Genomic DNA, 20,634 nt, shown 5'->3' with positions numbered 1-20,634 from the left:
TCTATCCTATAATGTCAATACTAAAGCTAATTTTACTCTTTTTGTTTCTTTTGCAAGCGCTCAATTCTTTTGCGCAGGAAACTTCGGGTACAATTAACGGAAAGGTGCAAAGTAGCAGTGGAACTCTTGTGGAGAAGGCGACCGTTACTGTGATACACACACCAACAGGGACCCGTTATGTGCAATCGACTGATAAAGATGGACGTTTTACTTTAAATAATATTCGTATTGGCGGTCCATATACAGTTGATGTAAGTAGCATTGGATTACAAACAGAACGTAAAGAAAATATATTTGTGCGTTTGGGAGAAACCTTGCAGACGGATTTTATTATGCAACAGCGTAATGAAACACTTAGTGAGGTTGTTGTGACTGGCCGGAAAGGTGATACAAGGGCTGGGACAGTAGGGACGGGAAATCATTTCAGTGGCGCGCAAGTAAGGAATATGCCTACAGTCAACCGTTCGATTACCGATGTAACTCGGCTTACACCGCAAGGAAGTCGCGATAATAGTTTCGGTGGTACAAACTTTAGGTATAATAATGTCACGATAGACGGTGCCATCAATAATGATGCAATAGGTTTTAGCCCCTCTCTTGGCGGACAAACCGGGACCTCAGGAATGGCAGGGAGCAGTACAAGAACAAACCCCATATCAATAGACGCCATTCAGGATATGCAAGTATATTTGGCTCCCTACGATGTCAAGATCGGAAATTTTACAGGCGGTTCGGTCAATGCTGTCACGCGAAGTGGTACAAACCAAGTTGAAGGATCGGTTTACGCCTATGGACGGAATGCCGCGTTAACGGGTAAGGACCGGGTGGGAACTTTGGGGAAAATGAATAAAGATTTTTATGATTATCAAACAGGTTTCCGAATAGGGTTTCCTTTAATAAAAGATAAATTATTCTTTTTCAGTAATGAGGAGTTTACCAGGCGTCAAGATCCTACGCAGTTGCGTGTTGGGACTATAGAAACAGCTCATATTTTGGAGCAGCGCGATGTAGAAGCAATAGCCGAAGCCGCTCGTTCTCGCTATGGTGATATTTTTAATATTGGAACCGCAGGTAATTATACAAATTGGTCCCGGTCAACCAAGTTTTTCAATCGTTTAGACTGGAATATAAATGCCAAACATCAGTTGGCAATCCGTAACAATACAATCTTTAGTAAGGCAACTCATATGGATCGGGATCAACAGGATTTTCGGTTCAGTAGTATGGCCTTTGAACAAGAGAACAACCAAACAAGTACCGTTGCAGAATTGAAAAGTAGATTTAGTAATAATCTTTCTTCCAATATTGTGTTGGGATATACACAGGTAAATGATCGACGCGACCCTTTAAGTGATCCTTCCTTACCTCAGGTACAGATACAAGGGCGTACACCGGGCACAACAATTTATCTTGGAACTGATCGTGAAGCTAGTATATTTAACATGCGACAAGGTACCTGGGAGATTACGGCCAATCTAAATTGGACAAAAGGCAGGCATAAATTGTTATTTGGAACACATAATGAGCTTTATCGCATTCGGTATGGGTTTGTTAACAGCTGGAATGGCCGGGTTGATTACAATAGTATTGCCGATTTCGTCGCGAATGTTCCGTATCGCGTAAGAGGAAGTTACAACTATAAGGATAATTCACACTCTTACATTTTGGATCATCCCGCGGCTAACTTCTCTGTTAATATGTATAGTCTCTACATTCAGGATGAAATCCGTATAAATGATCGTTTCCAAATCATACCTGGACTCCGTGCGGATTTGGCAGCTTTGCCAACAATGCCGACACGAAGTGATAAAGTCAATGACATGTGGTCTGACCCCACTTTTGGTACAACCTACACCTATACACCACCGAATCGGTTAAGAAATGAGTTTCTAAATAGGATACAGTTGTCTCCGAGAATTGGCTTTCGATGGGAGGCAATGGACGATAAACAACTGACTGTCCGGGGTGGTGCCGGTTTGTTTACAGGGCGTATACCATTTGCTTGGCTGGCTTATGCATACTATAATACGGGGAACAGTTACGGCGCTTTCGATCAAAAAACAGATCAGAAACCATTTGCACCTGGGTCTGACCCTATAAAGCCAAGTCCGAATGGAATAGGTGAGTTTATAGCGCAGAATGGCGCTGTCATTAATGATCCAAGTACCGGAAAAACGCAGGTTGATCTGGTCGATAACAATTTTGTACTGCCGCAGGTGCTGCGGTCCAGCTTGGGTATAGATTACAAGGTTGAAAGCTGGAAATTTACGGTTGAAGGTATTTATACAAAGAATATTAAAGATGTTCTATTTCAGCAGCTGAACAACAAGGATAACCCATTATGGTATGGATATGACGTCAATAAACAACAACCTGTTTATAGCGGTACTGTGGATAATCGTTTCTCGAATGTATATCTTCTGAGTAATACCAATCAAGGCTACCGCTACAGTATAACAGGGACCATTGGAAAAACGATCAAAGAAAAAATGAATGCTACACTGAGTTATACCTATGGAGAATCGAAGGATTTAAGTAATGGCGTACGTAATTCTATGGAAAGTAACTGGCAACTGAATCAGTCACTTATTCCTAATAATCCAAAGTTAGCTTACAGTAATTTCGATATCCGTCACCGTATCGTTTCGAGTATAAATTACGAACAAATTTGGCGTAATGCAGGACGTACGAATTTTACCTTGTATATCAGTGCGCAATCTGGAAGTCCATTTACCTATGGTATCGTCAATAATAGCATACAAGGCTTGCCACAACAAGTAAGTTTGGTTTATATTCCAAGACAGACGGAAACAATTCATTACTTTAAAGATCTTGCAAATGGTGTTTCTGCTCAGCAGCAAGCAGATGCTTTTAATCGGTTCATTGATGGTAATGATTATCTGAGCTCTCGTAGAGGAGATTTTACAGAGCGTAATATGGGACGTACGCCATGGAATGTACAGGCAGATCTACGAATTGCGCATGATCTCTTTCTTCAGAAGTCAAAGAAACAATTTATAACATTTTCGGTGGATGTTATGAACTTGACTAATCTAATCTCCAAGAAATGGGGTATTCAATATTTTTCGCCCAATACATTTAATTCGACGAGTAGTGTGGGGCTTACCCCATCATTATTTCCGCCGAGGCAAAATGCTGATAGCTGGCCCGTATTTACTTTTAGTGATCCTGGGCAGCCTTATAGCATCGATTATTTTAACTCAAGAGCACAAATACAATGTGGGGTTCGATATACATTCTAGTTTGGTCATTTGGGAAAAACCTAAAAAGATAGCGGATATATAGTTATAAGAATTTATTCCAATGAAAAATACAATTAATCTAGTCATCATATCTATTTGGATGGCTATTGCGACGATCAGTTGCAGTAAAAAGGAAGAATTGGTCGATAAAATTCCGGCTAAAGTGGATAGTTATTACCCTAATTCTGGTAAAGCTGGCACACTAGTTACGATTGAAGGACAGGGCTTCAGCGGGGCAATTACAGAATTTTCCGCAACAGTTGCAGGGGGGGCAGCAGAGGTCATTAGCGCTACTCCAACATCGGTTGTTTTACGTGTGCCAAAAGGGGACAAAAGTGGCGGAATTGTCTTGAAGTATGGAAGTAATAGTTTTGATGTCGGTACGTATACCTATCAAGATCTTTCAGTCTCAAAAATTTTTCCGACAAATGGTACAGGCGGCACCCAGCTACGGATTGATGGGGAGGGGTTTGGTAGTACAGATAAACCTGCAGAAGTCTATGTTAATGGCAAAAAAGCTTTAGTTGTGAGTGTTACAGATAAATTAATCGTTGCAGAAATTCCAGAAGATGCGGGGTATGGTGCTGTAGAAGTTCGTGTGGATGGTAAAAAGTCTCAAGGACAGAATTTTACTTATCAGGTCGTCCGCAGTATTAAACCATTAACAGGTGGGGCGGGAACCAAAGTTACCCTAATGGGTGAAGGCTTCGAAAAAGTCAGTTCGGGGAATATCGTTGATTTCAATGGAAAGATCGCGGTCGTATTGGAGTCTAGTCCTGAAAAAATTGTGGTAGTGGCTCCAGCTGGTGTCAGTACCGGACCTCTATCCGTGAATATCAATGAACAGAAGATTTCGGGTCCGAAATTTACGGTTGTAGGCAAGCCTGAAATCGGTGCTGTCTCTCCTTTGAGTGGCCCTAAAGGGGCTGAAATGACAATAAGCGGGCTATTATTTAGTAAAGAACTTGACGAAAATCAGGTTTTTATAAATGGGAAGCAAGTTGCTATTTCTTCAAGTAGTGAAAATCAACTGAAGTTGATCATTCCTGGCGGAACTGGATCTGGAAAGGTAAGGGTTGTAGTCAACGATCAATCCGTGGAAGGACCACAGTTTAAAGATCAGACGCTTGGTATTCGTTCTATAAGTCCGGACAATGGTTTGGCGGGAACAAGTGTAACGTTATTGGGCACTGGATTTAGTACAAATGCTGCCGAAAATAGGGTTTATTTCAACGGTGTTTTGGCCCCTGTGACAAGCGCTAGTGAGAATAAGTTGGTTATGGAGGCACCACAGGGTGTTGCAACAGGCGAGGTAAAGGTAATCGTTGGCGGTCAGGATGCTTTAGCACCGCAACCGTTCCGTCGCGCAGGTGTAATGACATTCGTAGGGGGGTCAGGAAGTACGGTATTCGGCAATAACCTAGCTGGAATGGCGATAGATGCGCAGGGAAATTTATATGTCGCAGATCCAGAGAATAAACAAGTTAAAAAGGTATCTCCGACTGGAAGTGTATCTATTTTGCAGGTAGATGGTGCCAATGCTGTATTCGACTATCCTACAGGAATAGTTGTTGACACGCAAAATAATATTTATGTCAGCGATCAGCGATCAAATCAGATTTTTAAAATTACAGCTGCGGGCAAACGCACTATACACGCAAAAGGATTTTCTCCGGGTGCAATGTGTTTAGATCTGTCAGGGAATTTATATGTGGCAGTAGCTGGTTTTGCGCAGGGAATAAACAAAGTCAACCTGGCTGGAGGTTATACTAAGGTACCTGGACCTAGTTGGGTAATGGCAAAGCCCTTTGTGGATAGTCAAGGAGTTTTGTATTATTCGGATCAGAATACGAGCAGCAATAACGGGATTGAAATTGTAAGACCGGGTGTTACACGTGGGGAACGTTGGGTAGGAGGTTCGGATGCAGGTTATCAAGATGGGATTGGAACGAACACATATTTCAACGGAATAGGCGGTATCACAGCAGGATTAAATAACAGATTGATTGTTGCTGATAACTACAACTATGCTATTCGGGAGGTCAATATGTCAACACGGGAAGTGACTACTTTGATAAAGGGAACGAATGGATATGTGGATGGAACTTTGTCTACAGCGCGGTTTGGTCTGATAAAAGATATAGTCGTAGATAAGGATGGTAATATCTATCTTCTGGATGTTGGTAATAAAGCTATTCGGAAACTGTTTCTGAAATAATAACTATACAAATCCCCGATGCAACCGTATTGTTTTTTAGGAGACCCTCTCTTTGAAAATAATGCAGAGTATGTGTCGGGGATTTAGCTATTGTAGCAAATTGACAATGATTAAAGTGTATTATTCGCAAGTAAAAAGTCTCCGTAGAAATCGGGGATATTGCTGTCGTAAATTGCATTTGCGACAGCTGTTATTGGGTAGTTTACTTTAACGATCTCGGCATTAATTTCTTTTTCAGATAAGGTTATTATTGTGTAAGTTGCTTTTCTGTCCTTTTCTTTACTACGTCCGACGGAACCACAATTGATAAACAAGACATCTCCATCCTGTTGAATATAAGAATGGTGTGTATGTCCCATCACCAGAATATCGATTGCTTTTTGCTTTAATTGAGTTGATAGAGCACATTTTTGGGTTGATTCATGGATGTATTCGTCATTGCTTTGGAGGCTGGCATGGACAAGAAGTATTTTCCTAAAACTCGTTCCAAGTTTGAAGGTTAGTTCAATGGTGTAGGGTAATGTTGCTAGCCATTTTTTATGAGGGGCCGATATCTCCTTCTTACTTAGCTTGATGGCGATTTCTCGATTTGAAGTCTCTATTACATCATGGTGTGGTAAAGGGATAATGGCTTCGTCAAAAGCAATTCTTTGGTCATGGTTTCCCAGTAGACATGGAATGTTTTTTTCTTGTATCCTGTCAATGACTTCATTGCCCCAGGGAGCGAAATCAACAAGATCACCTAAGCAGTAAATTTGTGTTAATCCTTTATTTTTGATATCTGTTAATACCGCATCCAATGCAATTAAATTGGCATGAATGTCACTTATTATGGCAAGTTGTATCATATTCTTATGCTACAAACATAATCATTCGGATAGTCAGTCAACGTACAATTTAAGAGGTAAAGAAGAAAATGATAATAGCGTTATAATTTTTATTCTAAAAGAGGAGGAACTGGGCGGGATTGGTGAAGAAATACTGTTAAATAAGCACATATCGAATAGCCTCAGATATGTGCTTATTTAAGTGATACGTTACTAAAGATTCATCCCGCCCGATACTTCAATGCGTTGTCCGTTGATCCATCTTGCATCTTCTGTACAAAGGAAGGCCACCACTCCACCGATATCATCGGGTACACCAGCACGTCCTAAAGCTGTAACAGCTGCAATATGCGCATTTGTTTCTTTGTTATCCCGCACATGCCCGCCACCAAAATCAGTCTCGATTGCGCCAGGAGCAACGACGTTTGCTGCAATACCTCGAGGACCGAGTTCTTTGGCAAGATACCTCGTTAGTACCTCGATTGCCCCTTTCATCGAGCCATAGGCAGATGATCCCGGAAATGCAAAACGGGCGAGGCCAGAGGAAATATTGATAATACGTCCGCCATCATTCAAATAGGGTAGAGCTTTCTGCGTGAGAAAAAAGACCCCTTTATAATGGATATTATAAACTGTATCAAATTGTTCTTCTGTGGTTTCTATAAAGGGTGCATATAAGGCAGTGCCCGCATTATTGATCAAAAAATCAAAATTAGACTTCCCCGTTTGTTGTAGCAAATGTTGCGTAACCCGTTCAATAAAGCCATTAAAGGACTGCACATTTCCTGCATCCAATTGGAATGCAGCTGCATGTTGCCCTAAAGATTGTATCGTAGCAACCACATGATCCGCTTCCTCCTGATTGCTATTGTAGGTTAAAATGATATCGATTCCTTTTTTTGCAAGGCTAACAGCCATGTTTCTACCTAAACCACGGCTTCCGCCTGTTACCAATGCTATTTTGTTTGTAGCCATTTTAATTTGTTTTAAAGATTCAATAGGACAAAGATCCGCTGAAAAGTTGAGTCTTTCCTTGCGAAATGCAAATGGATGTTTGCGAAATTCAAATTATAACGTTTGGGAACGAAAAATGTTTGGGGCAAAGCTGGTTTGCTTTTTGAAAAAATTGGAAAAATGGGCGATCTCCTCAAAGCCAAGTGAATAAGCAATCTCAGATATATTCCAATCGGTTTGTCGCAGTAAAATTTTTGCCTCCTGTGTGACTCTGGCTGCGATGACATGGCTAGTTGTTTTTCCAGTATTTTCCTTTAAAATTTTATTCAGGTGGTTGACATGTATGGCCAGTCGTTCCGCAAAATCATTAGCTGTTCTTAGTTGTAGGCGTTGCATCGGAGATTCAAGTGGAAATTGTCTTTCTAGCAATTCTACAAATAATGAAGTAATCCTATTGGAGGCGTTGTGTGTAGGATTTGTTATACTTTTGGGTTGCAGCTTTTGGCCATAATGGACGATTTCAAGCACATAATTTCGCAACAGATCGTATTTAAAAACGTAATCTGAAGATAGCTCTTTATTCATTTTTAGGAAGATTCCCTCTATTTCAATGCGTTGTTCTTCTGATAGTTGGAAAATCGGAAGGCCGCCTGGTTGAAAGATCGGCAAATCATCTATGATCACACCACTTTTATTCCTTGCCAGAAATTCATCGGTGAAAACGCAAAAATAACCTTTTTGATGCTCATCTTTCGGTATCCAATGGTAAGGAACCTTAGGAGTAGCAAATACAAGTGCCGATTCATCGATTTCGATTACTTTGTCGGCATATTCGGCCGTGTTTTTTCCTGTGATTAAACTGATTTTATAATACGTTCGCTTATTGTAGGGCATGATCGGTTTATCTTTCAACTTAGCGGCAAGTTCCTCATAACTGAACACATTAAAATGACCAATCTCTCTTGCGATCTCTTCTGGGATACTCGCATTGATCTCCCGATAAAATTGTTCGATGGAAGTTGTTTTCATTTAAGCCCTATTTGCAATAATCAAATGTAGTGCTTTTAGATTACATTCGGTAACACTGTACTTTTTTGAGATTTTGCTATTCTCATTTTAATGTAAATTGCAAAATTATATTTTGCACAATATAAATCCTTGGCATACATTTGTACAAACAAAACAAATTAAAATATGAAAACGTTATATAACATCGGCGCGACAGCCAAGGGAGGACGAAATGGTCAGGTAAAAAGCGAAAATGGTGTATTGGATTTAGCTGTTCGTATGCCAAAAGGTCTAGGAGGTGCCAATGATGATTATGCCAATCCAGAGATGCTTTTTGCGGCTGGTTATGCGGCATGTTTTGATAGTGCCTTGAATTTAGTGATTAGATCAGAAAAAGTAAAAGCTGGCGAAACTTCGGTAACAGCCCATGTGAGTATCGGACAATTGGATAATGGTGGTTTTGGTTTGGCTGCAGAATTACATGCAAATATACCTGGCGTAAGCTTGGAATTAGCGCAACAATTGATTGAAAAAGCACATCAAGTTTGTCCCTACTCAAATGCAACAAGGGGTAATATGGATGTCAAATTGACGGTATCAACTAACGAATAATATATGAATTATATTGCCAATGTGCTTACAGCACTCGTACTTTTAGAACATGTATACATTGTATGGATGGAAATGTTTGCTTGGGAAACTGCAGGAAAACGTAGTTTTGGAAAGGCTCTTCCGGCAGAATTATTTAAGCCAACGAAGGGGCTTGCTGCAAATCAAGGGCTCTACAATAGCTTTCTGGTTGCAGGTTTAGCCTGGTCTTTTTTAATCAATGACCCCATCTGGAGTTACAATGTACGCCTGTTCTTTTTAGGATGTGTTCTTGTTGCCGGTGTTTTTGGCGGAATTACAGCGAGCAAAAAGATATTTTTTGTACAAGGAGTTCCTGCATTGTTGGCGTTGTTATCCGTTATTCTCTTAAAATAAAACTATAATTATATGTCATTAATAGAAGATTTACAATGGCGTCATGCTGTGAAAGCATACGACCCGACAAAAAAAGTTAGTCAGGAAAATGTAGATAAAATCGTTGAGGCTGCACGCTTTGCACCTACTTCTTCGGGTTTACAGCCATTTAAGATATTGATTGTTGAAAATCAGGCATTGAAAGAAGAATTGGCAAAAGGAGCACTAAATCCAGACTGTATGCGTGAATGTTCACATGTGCTTGTTTTCGCTGCATGGGATCGTTATACGGAAGAACGTATTGATAAAGTTTATGATTTTACAACGGATGAACGGGATTTGCCAAGGGGACGCTTTGGCTCTTATACGGACAAGTTGAAATCTATTTATTTGAGCGAAGCTGCCGAAAGAAATTTTGCACATACTGCAAGACAAACTTACATTGCTTTAGGTTTGGCGTTGGCTCAGGCAGCTGAACTTCGTGTCGATTCCACACCCGCCGAGGGTTTTGATAACCAAGTCGTGGATGAGGTTCTGCAATTAGAAAAGCATGGACTAAAAAGCGTTTCATTGATGTATGTTGGTGTGGCGGACTCTTCGAGAGATTGGATTTCGACGATGAAGAAGGTTCGGGTTCCTAAGGAAGAGTTTGTTGTTGAATTCAAATAAACCGCAAACAACTTTTTCAATCCCTCAGAAACTCAATATATTTGCAAGATGGATGATTTATTAAAATTAGACAAACAACTCTGTTTTTCCGTGTATGTGCTACATAGAGAAATTATGCAGCAATATCGAACTATTCTTGAAGAGATTGACTTGACCTATCCACAGTATATCACGATGATGGCTTTATGGGAGAATGATGAGCAGACAGTAAATCAATTGGGGGCTAAGTTATTTCTAGATAATGGAACGCTTACACCACTATTGAAGCGCTTGGAGGCTAAAGTTTTGCTTACACGAACACGAAGCAAAGAAGATGAACGCGTCGTGAAGATACAGCTTACAGCACAAGGATTGCAATTGAAAGAAAAGGCGAGCTGTATTCCCATGCAGATTTTTGAAGCCCTTAAGCTCGACTATACTGATATGGTTCAGCTTAAAGCTTTGGCAGAAAAAATCGTGAATAATGTTGGGAATAGCTAGTTTTTATACGATATGAAATCAAAAAAGGATTAAATACACCTGCCTGTATTTAATCCTTTTTTTTGTGCTATGGATTGTCTTGAGCGATACATGTTCTCGTTCCTTTTATTATACATCATATTAGCATATTTCGGATTTTTTCATAGGACTGTAATGTGGAGATTCGTGGTATGAAAAATATCATTCAAAAGATAGAAGATCTAAATTGGCCTTTGATTACAGAAGAGATGCATAAGCATGGTTATGTGGTTATACCAAACCTGTTGACAGCTTTACAATGCGATCTATTAAAAAAAGGGTATAGCGATTCGACGCTCTACCGTAAAACTGTCGTTATGGAAAGGCATCGATTCGGATTAGGGGAGTATAAATATTTTGACTACCCACTACCTGAGTTGATTCAAACGATTCGATCTCAACTTTATCCCTATCTTGCCGTCATTGCTAATGCCTGGTTTCGTGCGCTGAAAATCGATATATCATTTTCCGTGAAACATGAAGACCTTTTGACGGATTGCCGTTTGAAAGGACAAGAAAAAGCAACAGTATTGATTTTGAAATATGGTCAAGGAGGTTTCAATACGCTACATCAAGACTTGTATGGAGCGGTTTACTTTCCGATGCAGGTGGTTTTGATGTTAAATGAGCCAGGAGTCGATTTTATGGGCGGAGAATTTGTATTAACACAACAAGTTCCGAGGGCTCAATCAAAGGCAATTGTTTTGAAACCTAAAAAAGGTGATCTCATTTTATTCGCAACAAATTTTAGGCCTGAGAAAGGACGAATGGGATATTTTAGGGTTAATATGAAACATGGAGTGGGTGAAGTCACAGCCGGTGAACGCCATGCGTTGGGTATTATTTTTCATGATGCCGAGAAATAAATCCCACACAATGGAATGGCATAAAAATATAACAGATGCTTCATTGCGCGCCAAGATTCGAGCGGGAGAAATTGAATTTGGTGGCAATGAAAAGCTAAAAATTTATGGATTGCTTTGCTGTATTTCGGGAAAACGGATGAAGCGGGAGAACAGGGTCTTTTTTTCCACTGAGCAAGAAGCGCTAAAACATCAATATCGCCCTTGTGGGCACTGCTTAAAAGCGAACTACGTTGAATGGAAGGAAGAAAATAAAAGATTTGATAAAGTGTAGTTCGCATTAAGTTTGATTATATAGAGAATCTAAGTAAATCAAATTTGGAAAAAGCATCTTATGTCAAATTCCTTGTATATTGTTGAATTTTGTGTTTATCTTGAGACGGGATTAATTATCGTAGATCAAAAGAAAAATGCGTTTATATTCGATTGCTGTTTATTTTATTTTTTCGACTCTGCTGTTGATAAGCTGTGAAGAGGGGAGGCGAGATCCTAAAGTATTGAGTTATATGGCTCATAGTGAACGTGACAGTGCCCGTTTGGATCTTAATCTTTTTGAGAGCCGTTTTCATGGTAAATTGTTCTTTTATAGACCTGGAGGTGAGGTTGATTCGGGAGACATTCGCGGCAATATCCAAAAAGACACTTTACTTGGGGACTATTATTATACGCCATTTGGCTGGGGACAGAAAAAAAGAAGACCCTTTGCTTTATTAAAAAAAGGGTCTTTGTATATTTTAGGTACAGGAACGGAGCAAGTGTATATGGGAATTCCACATTATATACCTTCAACCATCAATTTCCAAGACCCAAAGTTTATCTTTGAGAAAGTTAATCACTAGCCTCTTATCATCTAAATTAGGCGTCTACAGTATATTTTTTAATCGAATATATTGTAGTAGCATAATGGTTTTTCCATCTTTGATTTCACCTGTATCAATCATATGTAGTGCTTCTTCGATATTGATTTCTAGAATTTCAATATGCTCTTCCTCTTCTTCTAAACCACCGCCATCGCCAACTTTCATGTTATTGGTGTATTCTGCTATAAAAAAATGTAGAATTTCAGTTACAGAACCTGGAGACATATAAGCTTCAAAGATCTTTTTTGCTTCCTTGATCTGATAGCCTGTTTCTTCTTCTGTTTCCCTCCGTATACAGTCGTGGGGAGAATCTTGATCAAGTAGACCTGCACAAGCTTCGATAAGCATGCCCGACTCATTCCCGTTGATGTAAGTTGGTATTCGAAATTGCCTTGTTAATATGACTGTTTGAGCACTGGTATTATAGAGTAAAATGACGGCTCCATTGCCACGATCATAAGCTTCTCGACTTTGTTGCTGTACCGTCCCATCGGGTTTGCTGTATTGATAAGTCACTTTTTTTAACGTGTACCAGTTGTCTGATAGAATTTCAGTTTTTACAATTTTAATATCTTTTATTGCCATTTTTAGCGCGTTAAAGTCAAAAGATAAAAATAAGAATTGCAATCCAAACTAAGCAGGAAAAACTAAGAGAAGCTTTGATGTATGTCGCGATTCTCCATGGTGCTACCCAGCGTAGTCGAAGCGGGATAAAAAGTAGGATAAAACCCATTGATAAACTAACAGGTATAATCCAAAAGAAATCAATTGGTACAATCCGACTGTGGCGAAGTAGCGTAACAACCAACGCAGTAACTAGCGTCAAAGACAGGCCCAAATTTGAAATCATTTTTTCTTTCTCAGGACGGTCGTTACTGGAACCTTGGCCAAAGATGAAAAGAGTTGTGTCCACTACAAGGTTTATAAGCTCAGAAATCATTGATAATGGTATTTTTATGTAAAAATAACAAGTTTTTGTCGCGCAAATGGACTTGCTGTTGATTTTTAACGAAGAAGTATTGACGCAAAATATACGAAGTATTGATGAACCTCAGTCCGTTCTAAATTGCTTTGGATTCAGACCTGTATGTTGTTTGAAAAAATTGGAGAAGTAAGGAGAGTCAACGAAACCAAGTTTGAACGAAATTTCTTTGATAGATAAGTCGGTTGCTTTTAACAATCGTTTTGCTTCCAAGATAGTTCGTTGTTGAATGAGCTGGCTCGGAGATACTTCGAGCTTCTGGCGACATATTTTAGTAAGGTGCGGGGTGGAAATATTAAGTTGTTTCGCATAGAAAGATACCGACTTCTCATGCTGAAAATGGATGTCAATTAACTCTTGCAACTTTAAAAGACGTGGATTGGAGTCATTATTTTGTTCATTTTGTACTATTTTCTGTACCTCTTTGCTTAATATAGATGCGACGACAGCTGTGCGAGAGTAGATAATTGCAGGAACGCAATTGTGATCCTCAAGTTCTTTTCTTATTGCATTAAATTCATAATAAAGCAGAGCAAATGTTTCGCTAGAGAGTGAGATAACAGGAGTACGTTGATAGTAAGCAAATGAAAAATGGAAATTGGGCGAAAATTTCTCGAAGTGTTCCCTATCGACCATCAATTGGAAACCAGTTGTATTGGCCCCTAATTTCCAACTATGAACTTGCTTTGGAAACAGGATATGGATTTGATGACGATCAATATGGTAATCTTTAAAATCAATCGTATGAATACCTTCTGCCTGGTCAAAAAGTACCAATAAAAAAAAATGATGCTGGTGTGGACGCGATATATGATGTTCACCATGTAATTCCGAGTATAAATATCCTTGATTACCCGCAAGCTGGTCTTTTCTAAATTCTTGAAGATCTATTGTCGGAAATAACTCCATCGAAATGATTTTGAACCTAAATATAGGTGTTTTATTTTAAACCATCTTCCAGTACCTGTTTGTTGATGGTGAATTCACGATAGCCAAAGGCTCCAGACTTATAACCAATTACAGCACCAAATTCAATGCTTTTTGAGGAAGAGGTCTTTGGGAATACAGAAGAGCGGTACACATTGGCCGCAGCTAAAGGTTTTTCGAAGACGCGAAAGTGTAGACCATCTTTTGAATAGGCTAGATAATTCATATCGGAGGTAAATCGGTCTACGTTTCCAATTGCCAGACATAAAAAATAATATCCATCAATATAGGAACCTTGCAGATGCCAAGTCGAATACCCCTTGCTGAATTCTAGCCAAGGTTTGTTCATAAATTCAACTTTCTTACTGTCGCGATAAACGGTAAAATCTAAGCCATTTGTAGAAATACGCGATAGGATATTGGTCATAATTGGTGCTTTGTAGCTTGGCATGAAATCCACTTCGTAACTCGTCGTCAGGTTTTTCGAATTTCTCACAAATGTTGGTGAAAGGATATGGTTATCTTGGAAAGATGTTGGTTCATTACTATTGTACACGAGTTCCAGCGGTGTCCAGTCAATCCCATTTTTTGATGTTTGCCTTACAATAACACGTTCAGCTTCTTCATTTAATTTTTTATTGTTGTTTGCGCTTTTGGCACCCCATTTTTTTAAAATTTTGCTTGAGAAAAAGCAGCCTCTATAATATAGTTCGAATTCTTCGCCGTTGAAATTCCAGTCTACATCGGACCAATAACCTTGATTAGGGCTACCGTCCTTTTGGATGAAAGAATCCTCTAGTGCAGGACGTCGTTGAATAGGATTTATTAATCCTGCTGGAGTAATCCATTCTTTTCCATCATTAGAAACTACCACAGTCGGATTTTCATAGAGTGAGGCAGTACGGTCTGACCCGATTATGCCAAAATATGGCGTAAATACCATCCAATATTTGTATCCTTTGAAACCGGCAGGGAAATATTCAACATCTGGGTGGCAATAACTCGCACTATTGCCAGAGATATCGCGTATCCAGCCTGGCAACTCTTCGCCAGGTTGGTTTGCATTGGCAGTTGTATTAATTTTTATTGAACCGAGGTCACTTGTGAAACCTGTAGGTATGGGTAATTTATCTTTTTCAATGACTTCTGGATCCGGTGGTACAATCCCTGGATGAATATCTCTTTTACAACCAATAAATAACAAAAAACCTAAAAAGAAATAGGTAATTCTCTTAAATGACATATAGATCAATAAAAAATAAAATATAAATGATAATCCCTTACGGCCTGACTTTTCCTGTTAATCTTAGCTAAATGATAGCAAAAATGATTTATTTTTTTTATTTCTCAAAATCGATTTAATAAAATACTTTTATATGTTATAAATATTTGGTTTTCTGATTTATAAGTGTCTTTTTGACTTGTGTTGATGAAATAAACTAATGGATGATGTGCCTAAGGAACTTGCTGTTCAGATTTTGGACGATTCAGCAAACTTTCAATGCTTAATATAAATTTGTTTTGTTTGGGAACGCGAAATTTTTTTCTATTAGTGACATGATAACAAGCTAGAAATCTATAAATTGCTTTGAGGTTCAACTTAATATTTTTCTGGATAACCTATATTTTTTTTTGATGCTGGCGAGGACTTTCTTGTAGTATTTCGTTTTATCGGTTTCGTCAATAACAACAATTTCAACATCGTTTGCTTGAAGTAATTGCATTTTATCTTTGGAGAGCGCGTACCATTTTTTTGTTGTATAATAGAAGAGTTTATTTTCAATAAAGGTACTTCGTCTATAAAACTTATTTCTGGCGCGGTAGGTTAGCAACCACCAAAGGTCTATTTCTACAAAATCAAGCGATAGACCTAGGATATGGATATCCTGTGTGAAAAATAAGTCAATCCAGGATTGGAGTTTAGTATCTTTTTTTCGACTTAATCTTTTAATTAATGCAGCCTTGTAGACTGTTTGCGAATTATAATTTGTCCCATTAACGACATAATCCCTCATTTTTTGCAATTGACCACAGTAATGTTCATAACCGAGGTTAATGGAAGAGGGATTTAGGCAATCGCCGTGGATGTGCCAATAGTTCGTGTTGCCGATTTGGTGTTTACGAAATACACTGTAGGTCGTTTCACGGATAAGGCCAGCATTTGCTGTTGCGATTTCTCCTTCTAAACTGAATTCATAGTTAGTTGTGATGATATTTTCGATCGAGAGATCCCGAATTAATTGGTGGATTTCATTTTGATTGATTTGAGAGACACAATCCGATATGTAGCTTTTAAGTTCTCTTTCATTAATATGCTTTTCTCGAATTGCATTAAGGAATATTTCCTCATACAACATAGGGAACGGTTTTTGTCCATTTTCCAATGAGCTAACCTTATACTTTTCTTTGATGTTGTGTAGCAAATCACTCCAGCTTATCCCTGGTGAAATATTATTAATGTCGTTTCCGACTAATAAAGCAAACTTGTTCATTGTATTATAAATCAAGATTTACGTCTGTAAAGTTAAATGAAGATGTTGATCAATCGCATCTTTGGATATAACAATTAATCGATTGAATTTAGATTTCTTCCTTACGAATTTAATAAAAAATCGAAGGATTTTGTACATGACCACAGCGACGAAAGGGTCTTAATCTCATTATATACCGCATGGAAACAATGTGATGTAAATTGAAACTTCTGTAAAAAATGGCTACGTCATTGCGATGGACGGATCAGTCAAATATGTTGGTTTTATTCGTCAAAAAAGGCTAGGCGAACCAACTTCCTAGCCTTCACGGTATAACTCATCCTATGCTATAACAAACAAATAACAAAGGAATACAGGAAATGTTTGATGTCTCTTCAAGGATGGTAGGTCTGTTGTGATATGGCTTGACAATGGTATTACGGTCTTGGCAACATATTACCATAAATTATAGTAGTATTTTGTTGTGTTATTCTCTGCTTTTGAGAGTGCTATAAGAGCAAGTCCTGTTAAGCTCGCTTTTGGTGTATATGTACATCGATGAAAATTTTGCACAATATTCGGTATCTGTAACCTACCGCTTACATCCAGCTAATAGTGCGCTTCACTGCGCAGGATCACGCTTAACTTTGTATAAAATAGAAGCTAAATAACTCGTAATAAAGTGTGTTTCCCTTCTCTCAATACAAGTTTTTTAGTGTAAGAACAGATTAATTCATAAAAAAATCGTGATATGGAAATTAAAGAAAACAAACTTATCGGTATTTCTTATAGAGAAACACCAAACAAAGGTGGGATTATTAAACCCGTTTATATTATTATGCATTACGACGGTGCGTCCAATGCTACAAGTGCAATTGATTGGATGACCGATTCCCGGAGCAAGGTTTCCGCTCATCTTCATATTAGTCGTGATGGTATCATAACGCAATTGGCGCTTTTTAATGCAAAATGTTGGCATGCAGGCCTTAGTACTTGGGCCGGTCAAAAAGATTTGAATAACTGTAGCATTGGAATCGAATTGCAAAATAAAGGGATGGAGAGTTACACTGAAAAGCAGATCAATGCGGCAATAGCAGTATGTAAAGCAATTATCCGTACTTATCCGATTCGAGAGATTTTAGGGCATTCGGATATTGCACCTGGAAGAAAGGAGGATCCAGGGGTACAATTTCCCTGGGAAAAATTTAAACCGTTAACAAAAAGAAATTATAATGGAATTACTTGAGATTTTAGAGAAATTGATTATCCCTGTAGCGACAGCTGTAGGGGGGTATCTTGTTGGAAGGCCTAAGCAGCAAGCCGAGGTGGAGGCGACAAATGTTGAGAATGCCGGAAAGGTAATTGAAAAATGGGAAGGCTATGCCAATAGGTTAGAAAAAGATATTGAGCATTTACGGACGATCATTGAAGATCTTAATGAAGGGTTGCATTTGGCAAATGACGAACGTATGTCTTGTGCTAAGACTTTAGCGGATTTGCAGGTAAAATATGATGATCTTATGAAACTTTATAATAGGCTACAGATTGAATTAAAGCGCGTTAAAAATGAAAAATACACTACAGATAATCGCAATGCTGCTACTGGTTAGCAGCTGCGGTTTGTTTAAAAAGGTTGAGAAAACCAATGCATCACAAGAGTTTGGCATCAAAGAAAAAAATACCGAGTCTGCTACTATAGCACAGAAGACAGGACATATACAAGTTGTTGGATTAGCTAAAGAGGCTTTGGTAACAGATGAATATGTGATGCAAATTGAAGGTGAAGGGATTCAGATTATGCAGGATGGCGTTGTTCAGCTACATAAGGGGAAAGTCTATGCGAAAAAGGAACATTATTCTGAAAAGCTGCAGCTTGAAAGAAGGTTAAATACCAATTGGAAAGATCACAAAGCAAAAAGTAGTCAGCAAATTGAAACGAAAACGGAGCTAACTAAAGAACAATCAAAAGAGGTTGCAAAACCAGCAGTGTCAAGTCTTCTTTATTTTTTAATGGGGTGCAGTATATTGGTCGGCTTGATTATTTGGTGGATAAATAAACGTAAGTTGATCAGAATTTGGTAGTTACCCATTAAAAAGATCGTTACCATTATATTTTAATAAAATTCAGTAAATAACACGAAATAGTCCTTGAGTATAAAATTCAAGGACTATTTTGTAGAGCTGGATACAGTTGCTGAATGAGCAGAGCTGCTGTGATTGTATAAAATAATATTAATCCCCATCGAAATGCCGGTCAATAAGGTAATAATTGGCAATCTGTTTAATCTCTTTTTTGAAATCACGATAGAGGTCAAATTGATTGCAAGCGCAGATGATAGATTTCTGTAATGTGTCATTGTTTATTTTTAAGTAAGGACCAAGTTCCTTGTATATGCTACTTTTTACTTTTGTTTTCAGATTATTTAATTTTTCCGGCTGAAAGATACGTAGAACAACGGCGATAGCTTTGTAACGATGCTGTATGTCCTTGTAATTGATATATTCTCCCATAATCTGCTGAGAAGGAATGCCCACAAATTGACAATAACAGTCAATTACTTGGCTGATTTTGGAAAGATCAGATTCATAGATCTTATCGATGGATTTTAGTATCTCGGGATGATTTTCTTTTAAGAAACTCATGATGAATGAATAATATAATGTGTTCATGCGTTGTGAACGATTTTTGTCGGTTACTATACTGCTTTCCTCTTTTCGTAAAATATTGCTGGTTTTTTGTAGTTGATAATAATCCACTGTGTATACAATGGGCTGTCTGAGATGTTGTGACATGAGCTGTTCCATTTTCTTTTATCTTTAAGTATGAACTGATTTTCGTCTCGCAAATTGCAAATCCTACGAATAGCTGATCTGCTTACTACCCGGCTTATTTATTCTAGGGGTCTATATTTTTTTTATTGTTTAACAAAGTTAAACAAATTTGTTAATCTTGCAAGTTTATTAAAACCTAATTTTTACTTTTTATATGAAATAGTAAACTTATTTGTTTAACTGTAATGTGTTGGTAGTTAGAATTTTATTGTTTTATTTTGATTGTCTATTTGTTTAGGTTTAATAAGTTGTGTAACTTAGTGTCAGATTGTTATATATTTGTGTAACATTTGTTAAATACCCGATCGACTATGGAAACTTATCCAAATAATAACTTTGAAGTTTTACGCTTGGAGATGCGCGTTACTAACCGTGAATTCGCGTCTTTATTAGGGGTACGCGAGCAGGTGTACTCGCGTATTAAAAAAGGAGAGTATCCTATTGGACTTACGATGAAAACACGTATTCAAGCGGCTTTTCCTCATGTTCAGTATGACTGGTTGCTGTATGGAAAAGGTGAAAGAATGGAGGTAGCTCCTTTAGTGCAACCCGACACGATAGCCATGCTTAGTATTGGTAATGGTAAGTCAATAGGATATTTTTCGGAGGACGTCAAGTTTATTGACGAAAATAAGAATAATATATTTTTTGAAGTTTCCCCAGGACGATATTTGATGCAGACAAAACTTGTCACAGAGAAAGCTAAAGCCGGGTATCTTTCTGGCTTTTCTGATGCTGAATATATGGACGATTTACCGGCACATTTTATTACAGTCACTGAGTTTCATAAAGGTGCCTATCGTTCTTTTGAAGTTAGTGGTGATAGTATGACCGATGGAACAGACGCAAGTGTATTGGACGGTGATATTGTGACTGGACGTTTGATTAAAAGAGAGTTATGGCAATCAAAATTTCATACCCACAAATATCGGTATTGGGTTGTTGTACATAAATATGAAGGAGTTATTATTAAAGAAATTGCTCATCATGATGTCAATAACGGAATTCTTACCCTTCGTTCGCTAAACGCTGATAAAACAAGGTACCCAGATTTTGCAGTAAGTTTGGATGATGTTGACCAAATTTTTAATGTTGTAGATATCAGCCGTTCGCTTTAGGAATAGCCTAGCTCCGATTATTTTCGGTTTGACGGTTCATCTTTTCATACCAAAGTTAATAGATGGACCTTTTTGCTTCAGCTATATATGCGATAAATTAACCCAATCGCGCACTGTTAATTGAAAGTTATCCGTACCAAGTTTGTATGGTGTTGCTAAAAAATATAGAAATAAAAACTAA

21 protein-coding genes are annotated in these 20,634 nt (G+C 38.2%); 13 read left to right on the top strand and 8 right to left on the bottom strand.

Annotated features, from left to right (window positions below; all coding sequences use genetic code 11):
- The first annotated feature begins 11 nt into the window (after positions 1-11).
- Together AAW12_RS00740 and AAW12_RS00735 are read left to right on the top strand one after the other, a co-directional pair.
- Positions 12-3,263 (top strand): carboxypeptidase regulatory-like domain-containing protein, encoded by a 3,252-nt coding sequence (locus AAW12_RS00740; protein WP_156167494.1) that lies wholly within the window; start codon positions 12-14, stop codon positions 3,261-3,263.
- A gap of 61 nt (positions 3,264-3,324) precedes the next feature.
- Positions 3,325-5,481: an IPT/TIG domain-containing protein gene (locus AAW12_RS00735; protein WP_046671714.1), complete on the top strand. Its 2,157-nt coding sequence runs from the start codon at positions 3,325-3,327 to the stop codon at positions 5,479-5,481.
- A 110-nt stretch (positions 5,482-5,591) separates the two neighbouring features.
- Here the strand turns inward: AAW12_RS00735 and AAW12_RS00730 are convergent, their stop codons facing one another.
- The 3 genes from AAW12_RS00730 to AAW12_RS00720 form a co-directional block, all read right to left on the bottom strand.
- Positions 5,592-6,329 (bottom strand): metallophosphoesterase family protein, encoded by a 738-nt coding sequence (locus AAW12_RS00730; RefSeq protein WP_046671713.1) that lies wholly within the window; start codon positions 6,327-6,329, stop codon positions 5,592-5,594.
- Between the two features lie 192 nt (positions 6,330-6,521).
- A complete protein-coding gene (locus AAW12_RS00725) occupies positions 6,522-7,283 on the bottom strand; it encodes an SDR family NAD(P)-dependent oxidoreductase (RefSeq protein ID WP_046671712.1) in 762 nt (253 codons plus the stop codon).
- Positions 7,284-7,376: 93 nt separating this feature from the next.
- Positions 7,377-8,291: a helix-turn-helix domain-containing protein gene (locus AAW12_RS00720; RefSeq protein WP_046671711.1), complete on the bottom strand. Its 915-nt coding sequence runs from the start codon at positions 8,289-8,291 to the stop codon at positions 7,377-7,379.
- A 165-nt stretch (positions 8,292-8,456) separates the two neighbouring features.
- Here AAW12_RS00720 and AAW12_RS00715 point away from each other — a divergent pair, with 165 nt between their 5' ends.
- From AAW12_RS00715 to AAW12_RS00685, 7 genes are all read left to right on the top strand, one after another.
- Entirely contained in the window at positions 8,457-8,882 is a 426-nt protein-coding gene (locus tag AAW12_RS00715) for an organic hydroperoxide resistance protein (protein WP_046671710.1), read from the top strand.
- 3 nt (positions 8,883-8,885) lie between these two features.
- On the top strand, positions 8,886-9,254 hold the full coding sequence (locus AAW12_RS00710) for a DUF1304 domain-containing protein (protein ID WP_046671709.1): 369 nt from the start codon (positions 8,886-8,888) through the stop codon (positions 9,252-9,254).
- Between the two features lie 12 nt (positions 9,255-9,266).
- The gene (locus tag AAW12_RS00705; RefSeq protein WP_046671708.1) at positions 9,267-9,902 is read left to right on the top strand and encodes a nitroreductase family protein; all 636 of its coding nucleotides are present in this window, start codon (positions 9,267-9,269) and stop codon (positions 9,900-9,902) included.
- Between the two features lie 48 nt (positions 9,903-9,950).
- Entirely contained in the window at positions 9,951-10,382 is a 432-nt protein-coding gene (locus AAW12_RS00700) for a MarR family winged helix-turn-helix transcriptional regulator (protein WP_046671707.1), read from the top strand.
- Positions 10,383-10,552: 170 nt separating this feature from the next.
- Positions 10,553-11,266 carry a 2OG-Fe(II) oxygenase gene (locus tag AAW12_RS00695; protein ID WP_197083952.1) on the top strand — a complete coding sequence of 238 codons (714 nt, stop codon included), beginning with the start codon at positions 10,553-10,555 and terminating at the stop codon, positions 11,264-11,266.
- Between the two features lie 10 nt (positions 11,267-11,276).
- On the top strand, positions 11,277-11,537 hold the full coding sequence (locus tag AAW12_RS00690) for an Ada metal-binding domain-containing protein (protein WP_046671706.1): 261 nt from the start codon (positions 11,277-11,279) through the stop codon (positions 11,535-11,537).
- A 232-nt stretch (positions 11,538-11,769) separates the two neighbouring features.
- The gene (locus AAW12_RS00685) at positions 11,770-12,102 is read left to right on the top strand and encodes a hypothetical protein (RefSeq protein WP_156167490.1); all 333 of its coding nucleotides are present in this window, start codon (positions 11,770-11,772) and stop codon (positions 12,100-12,102) included.
- Between the two features lie 24 nt (positions 12,103-12,126).
- Here AAW12_RS00685 and nudK read toward each other — a convergent pair whose 3' ends face one another.
- The 4 genes from nudK to AAW12_RS00660 form a co-directional block, all read right to left on the bottom strand.
- Complete coding sequence (gene nudK / locus AAW12_RS00680; RefSeq protein WP_046671704.1) at positions 12,127-12,708, bottom strand: GDP-mannose pyrophosphatase NudK; 582 nt, start codon at positions 12,706-12,708, stop codon at positions 12,127-12,129.
- 466 nt (positions 12,709-13,174) lie between these two features.
- Positions 13,175-14,014 carry a helix-turn-helix domain-containing protein gene (locus tag AAW12_RS00670; protein WP_053003477.1) on the bottom strand — a complete coding sequence of 280 codons (840 nt, stop codon included), beginning with the start codon at positions 14,012-14,014 and terminating at the stop codon, positions 13,175-13,177.
- 31 nt (positions 14,015-14,045) lie between these two features.
- Positions 14,046-15,275, bottom strand: a complete 1,230-nt coding sequence (locus tag AAW12_RS00665) for a hypothetical protein (protein WP_046671701.1) — start codon at positions 15,273-15,275, stop codon at positions 14,046-14,048.
- Between the two features lie 352 nt (positions 15,276-15,627).
- The gene (locus tag AAW12_RS00660) at positions 15,628-16,524 is read right to left on the bottom strand and encodes an SIR2 family protein (protein WP_046671700.1); all 897 of its coding nucleotides are present in this window, start codon (positions 16,522-16,524) and stop codon (positions 15,628-15,630) included.
- A 730-nt stretch (positions 16,525-17,254) separates the two neighbouring features.
- On the opposite strand from AAW12_RS00660, the gene AAW12_RS00655 reads away from it, so the two are divergent.
- Genes AAW12_RS00655 through AAW12_RS00645 form a run of 3 tightly spaced genes read left to right on the top strand, consistent with a single transcriptional unit; the run spans position 17,255 to position 18,585 of the window.
- Positions 17,255-17,749 (top strand): N-acetylmuramoyl-L-alanine amidase, encoded by a 495-nt coding sequence (locus tag AAW12_RS00655; RefSeq protein WP_053003476.1) that lies wholly within the window; start codon positions 17,255-17,257, stop codon positions 17,747-17,749.
- Complete coding sequence (locus tag AAW12_RS00650; RefSeq protein ID WP_046671699.1) at positions 17,736-18,113, top strand: hypothetical protein; 378 nt, start codon at positions 17,736-17,738, stop codon at positions 18,111-18,113. Before AAW12_RS00655 ends, AAW12_RS00650 begins: the two co-directional genes overlap by 14 nt.
- A complete protein-coding gene (locus tag AAW12_RS00645) occupies positions 18,070-18,585 on the top strand; it encodes a hypothetical protein (protein ID WP_046671698.1) in 516 nt (171 codons plus the stop codon). Before AAW12_RS00650 ends, AAW12_RS00645 begins: the two co-directional genes overlap by 44 nt.
- Before the next feature lie 150 nt (positions 18,586-18,735).
- Here AAW12_RS00645 and AAW12_RS00640 read toward each other — a convergent pair whose 3' ends face one another.
- Complete coding sequence (locus tag AAW12_RS00640) at positions 18,736-19,296, bottom strand: hypothetical protein (RefSeq protein ID WP_197083951.1); 561 nt, start codon at positions 19,294-19,296, stop codon at positions 18,736-18,738.
- Between the two features lie 350 nt (positions 19,297-19,646).
- Between AAW12_RS00640 and AAW12_RS25270 the strand changes: the two genes are divergently transcribed.
- Positions 19,647-20,453: a hypothetical protein gene (locus AAW12_RS25270; protein WP_053003475.1), complete on the top strand. Its 807-nt coding sequence runs from the start codon at positions 19,647-19,649 to the stop codon at positions 20,451-20,453.
- Positions 20,454-20,634: the final 181 nt, after the last annotated feature.

The sequence above is a fragment of the Sphingobacterium sp. Ag1 genome (genome assembly GCF_000988325.1).
GTDB lineage: Bacteria > Bacteroidota > Bacteroidia > Sphingobacteriales > Sphingobacteriaceae > Sphingobacterium.
The sequence above is the reverse complement of the archived record's forward strand: the minus strand, read 5'-3'. Positions and strand labels throughout refer to the sequence as shown.

Excerpts from the sequence above, each read along its gene's own strand:
- AAW12_RS00740 (WP_156167494.1), top strand. The coding sequence starts at position 12 with ATGTCAATACTAAAGCTAATTTTACTCTTTTTGTTTCTTTTGCAAGCG.
- AAW12_RS00735 (WP_046671714.1), top strand. The coding sequence starts at position 3,325 with ATGAAAAATACAATTAATCTAGTCATCATATCTATTTGGATGGCTATT.
- AAW12_RS00730 (WP_046671713.1), bottom strand. The coding sequence starts at position 6,329 with ATGATACAACTTGCCATAATAAGTGACATTCATGCCAATTTAATTGCA.
- AAW12_RS00725 (WP_046671712.1), bottom strand. The coding sequence starts at position 7,283 with ATGGCTACAAACAAAATAGCATTGGTAACAGGCGGAAGCCGTGGTTTA.
- AAW12_RS00720 (WP_046671711.1), bottom strand. The coding sequence starts at position 8,291 with ATGAAAACAACTTCCATCGAACAATTTTATCGGGAGATCAATGCGAGT.
- AAW12_RS00715 (WP_046671710.1), top strand. The coding sequence starts at position 8,457 with ATGAAAACGTTATATAACATCGGCGCGACAGCCAAGGGAGGACGAAAT.
- AAW12_RS00710 (WP_046671709.1), top strand. The coding sequence starts at position 8,886 with ATGAATTATATTGCCAATGTGCTTACAGCACTCGTACTTTTAGAACAT.
- AAW12_RS00705 (WP_046671708.1), top strand. The coding sequence starts at position 9,267 with ATGTCATTAATAGAAGATTTACAATGGCGTCATGCTGTGAAAGCATAC.
- AAW12_RS00700 (WP_046671707.1), top strand. The coding sequence starts at position 9,951 with ATGGATGATTTATTAAAATTAGACAAACAACTCTGTTTTTCCGTGTAT.
- AAW12_RS00695 (WP_197083952.1), top strand. The coding sequence starts at position 10,553 with ATGAAAAATATCATTCAAAAGATAGAAGATCTAAATTGGCCTTTGATT.
- AAW12_RS00690 (WP_046671706.1), top strand. The coding sequence starts at position 11,277 with ATGGAATGGCATAAAAATATAACAGATGCTTCATTGCGCGCCAAGATT.
- AAW12_RS00685 (WP_156167490.1), top strand. The coding sequence starts at position 11,770 with ATGGCTCATAGTGAACGTGACAGTGCCCGTTTGGATCTTAATCTTTTT.
- nudK (WP_046671704.1), bottom strand. The coding sequence starts at position 12,708 with ATGGCAATAAAAGATATTAAAATTGTAAAAACTGAAATTCTATCAGAC.
- AAW12_RS00670 (WP_053003477.1), bottom strand. The coding sequence starts at position 14,014 with ATGGAGTTATTTCCGACAATAGATCTTCAAGAATTTAGAAAAGACCAG.
- AAW12_RS00665 (WP_046671701.1), bottom strand. The coding sequence starts at position 15,275 with ATGTCATTTAAGAGAATTACCTATTTCTTTTTAGGTTTTTTGTTATTT.
- AAW12_RS00660 (WP_046671700.1), bottom strand. The coding sequence starts at position 16,524 with ATGAACAAGTTTGCTTTATTAGTCGGAAACGACATTAATAATATTTCA.
- AAW12_RS00655 (WP_053003476.1), top strand. The coding sequence starts at position 17,255 with ATGGAAATTAAAGAAAACAAACTTATCGGTATTTCTTATAGAGAAACA.
- AAW12_RS00650 (WP_046671699.1), top strand. The coding sequence starts at position 17,736 with ATGGAATTACTTGAGATTTTAGAGAAATTGATTATCCCTGTAGCGACA.
- AAW12_RS00645 (WP_046671698.1), top strand. The coding sequence starts at position 18,070 with ATGAAAAATACACTACAGATAATCGCAATGCTGCTACTGGTTAGCAGC.
- AAW12_RS00640 (WP_197083951.1), bottom strand. The coding sequence starts at position 19,296 with ATGTCACAACATCTCAGACAGCCCATTGTATACACAGTGGATTATTAT.
- AAW12_RS25270 (WP_053003475.1), top strand. The coding sequence starts at position 19,647 with ATGGAAACTTATCCAAATAATAACTTTGAAGTTTTACGCTTGGAGATG.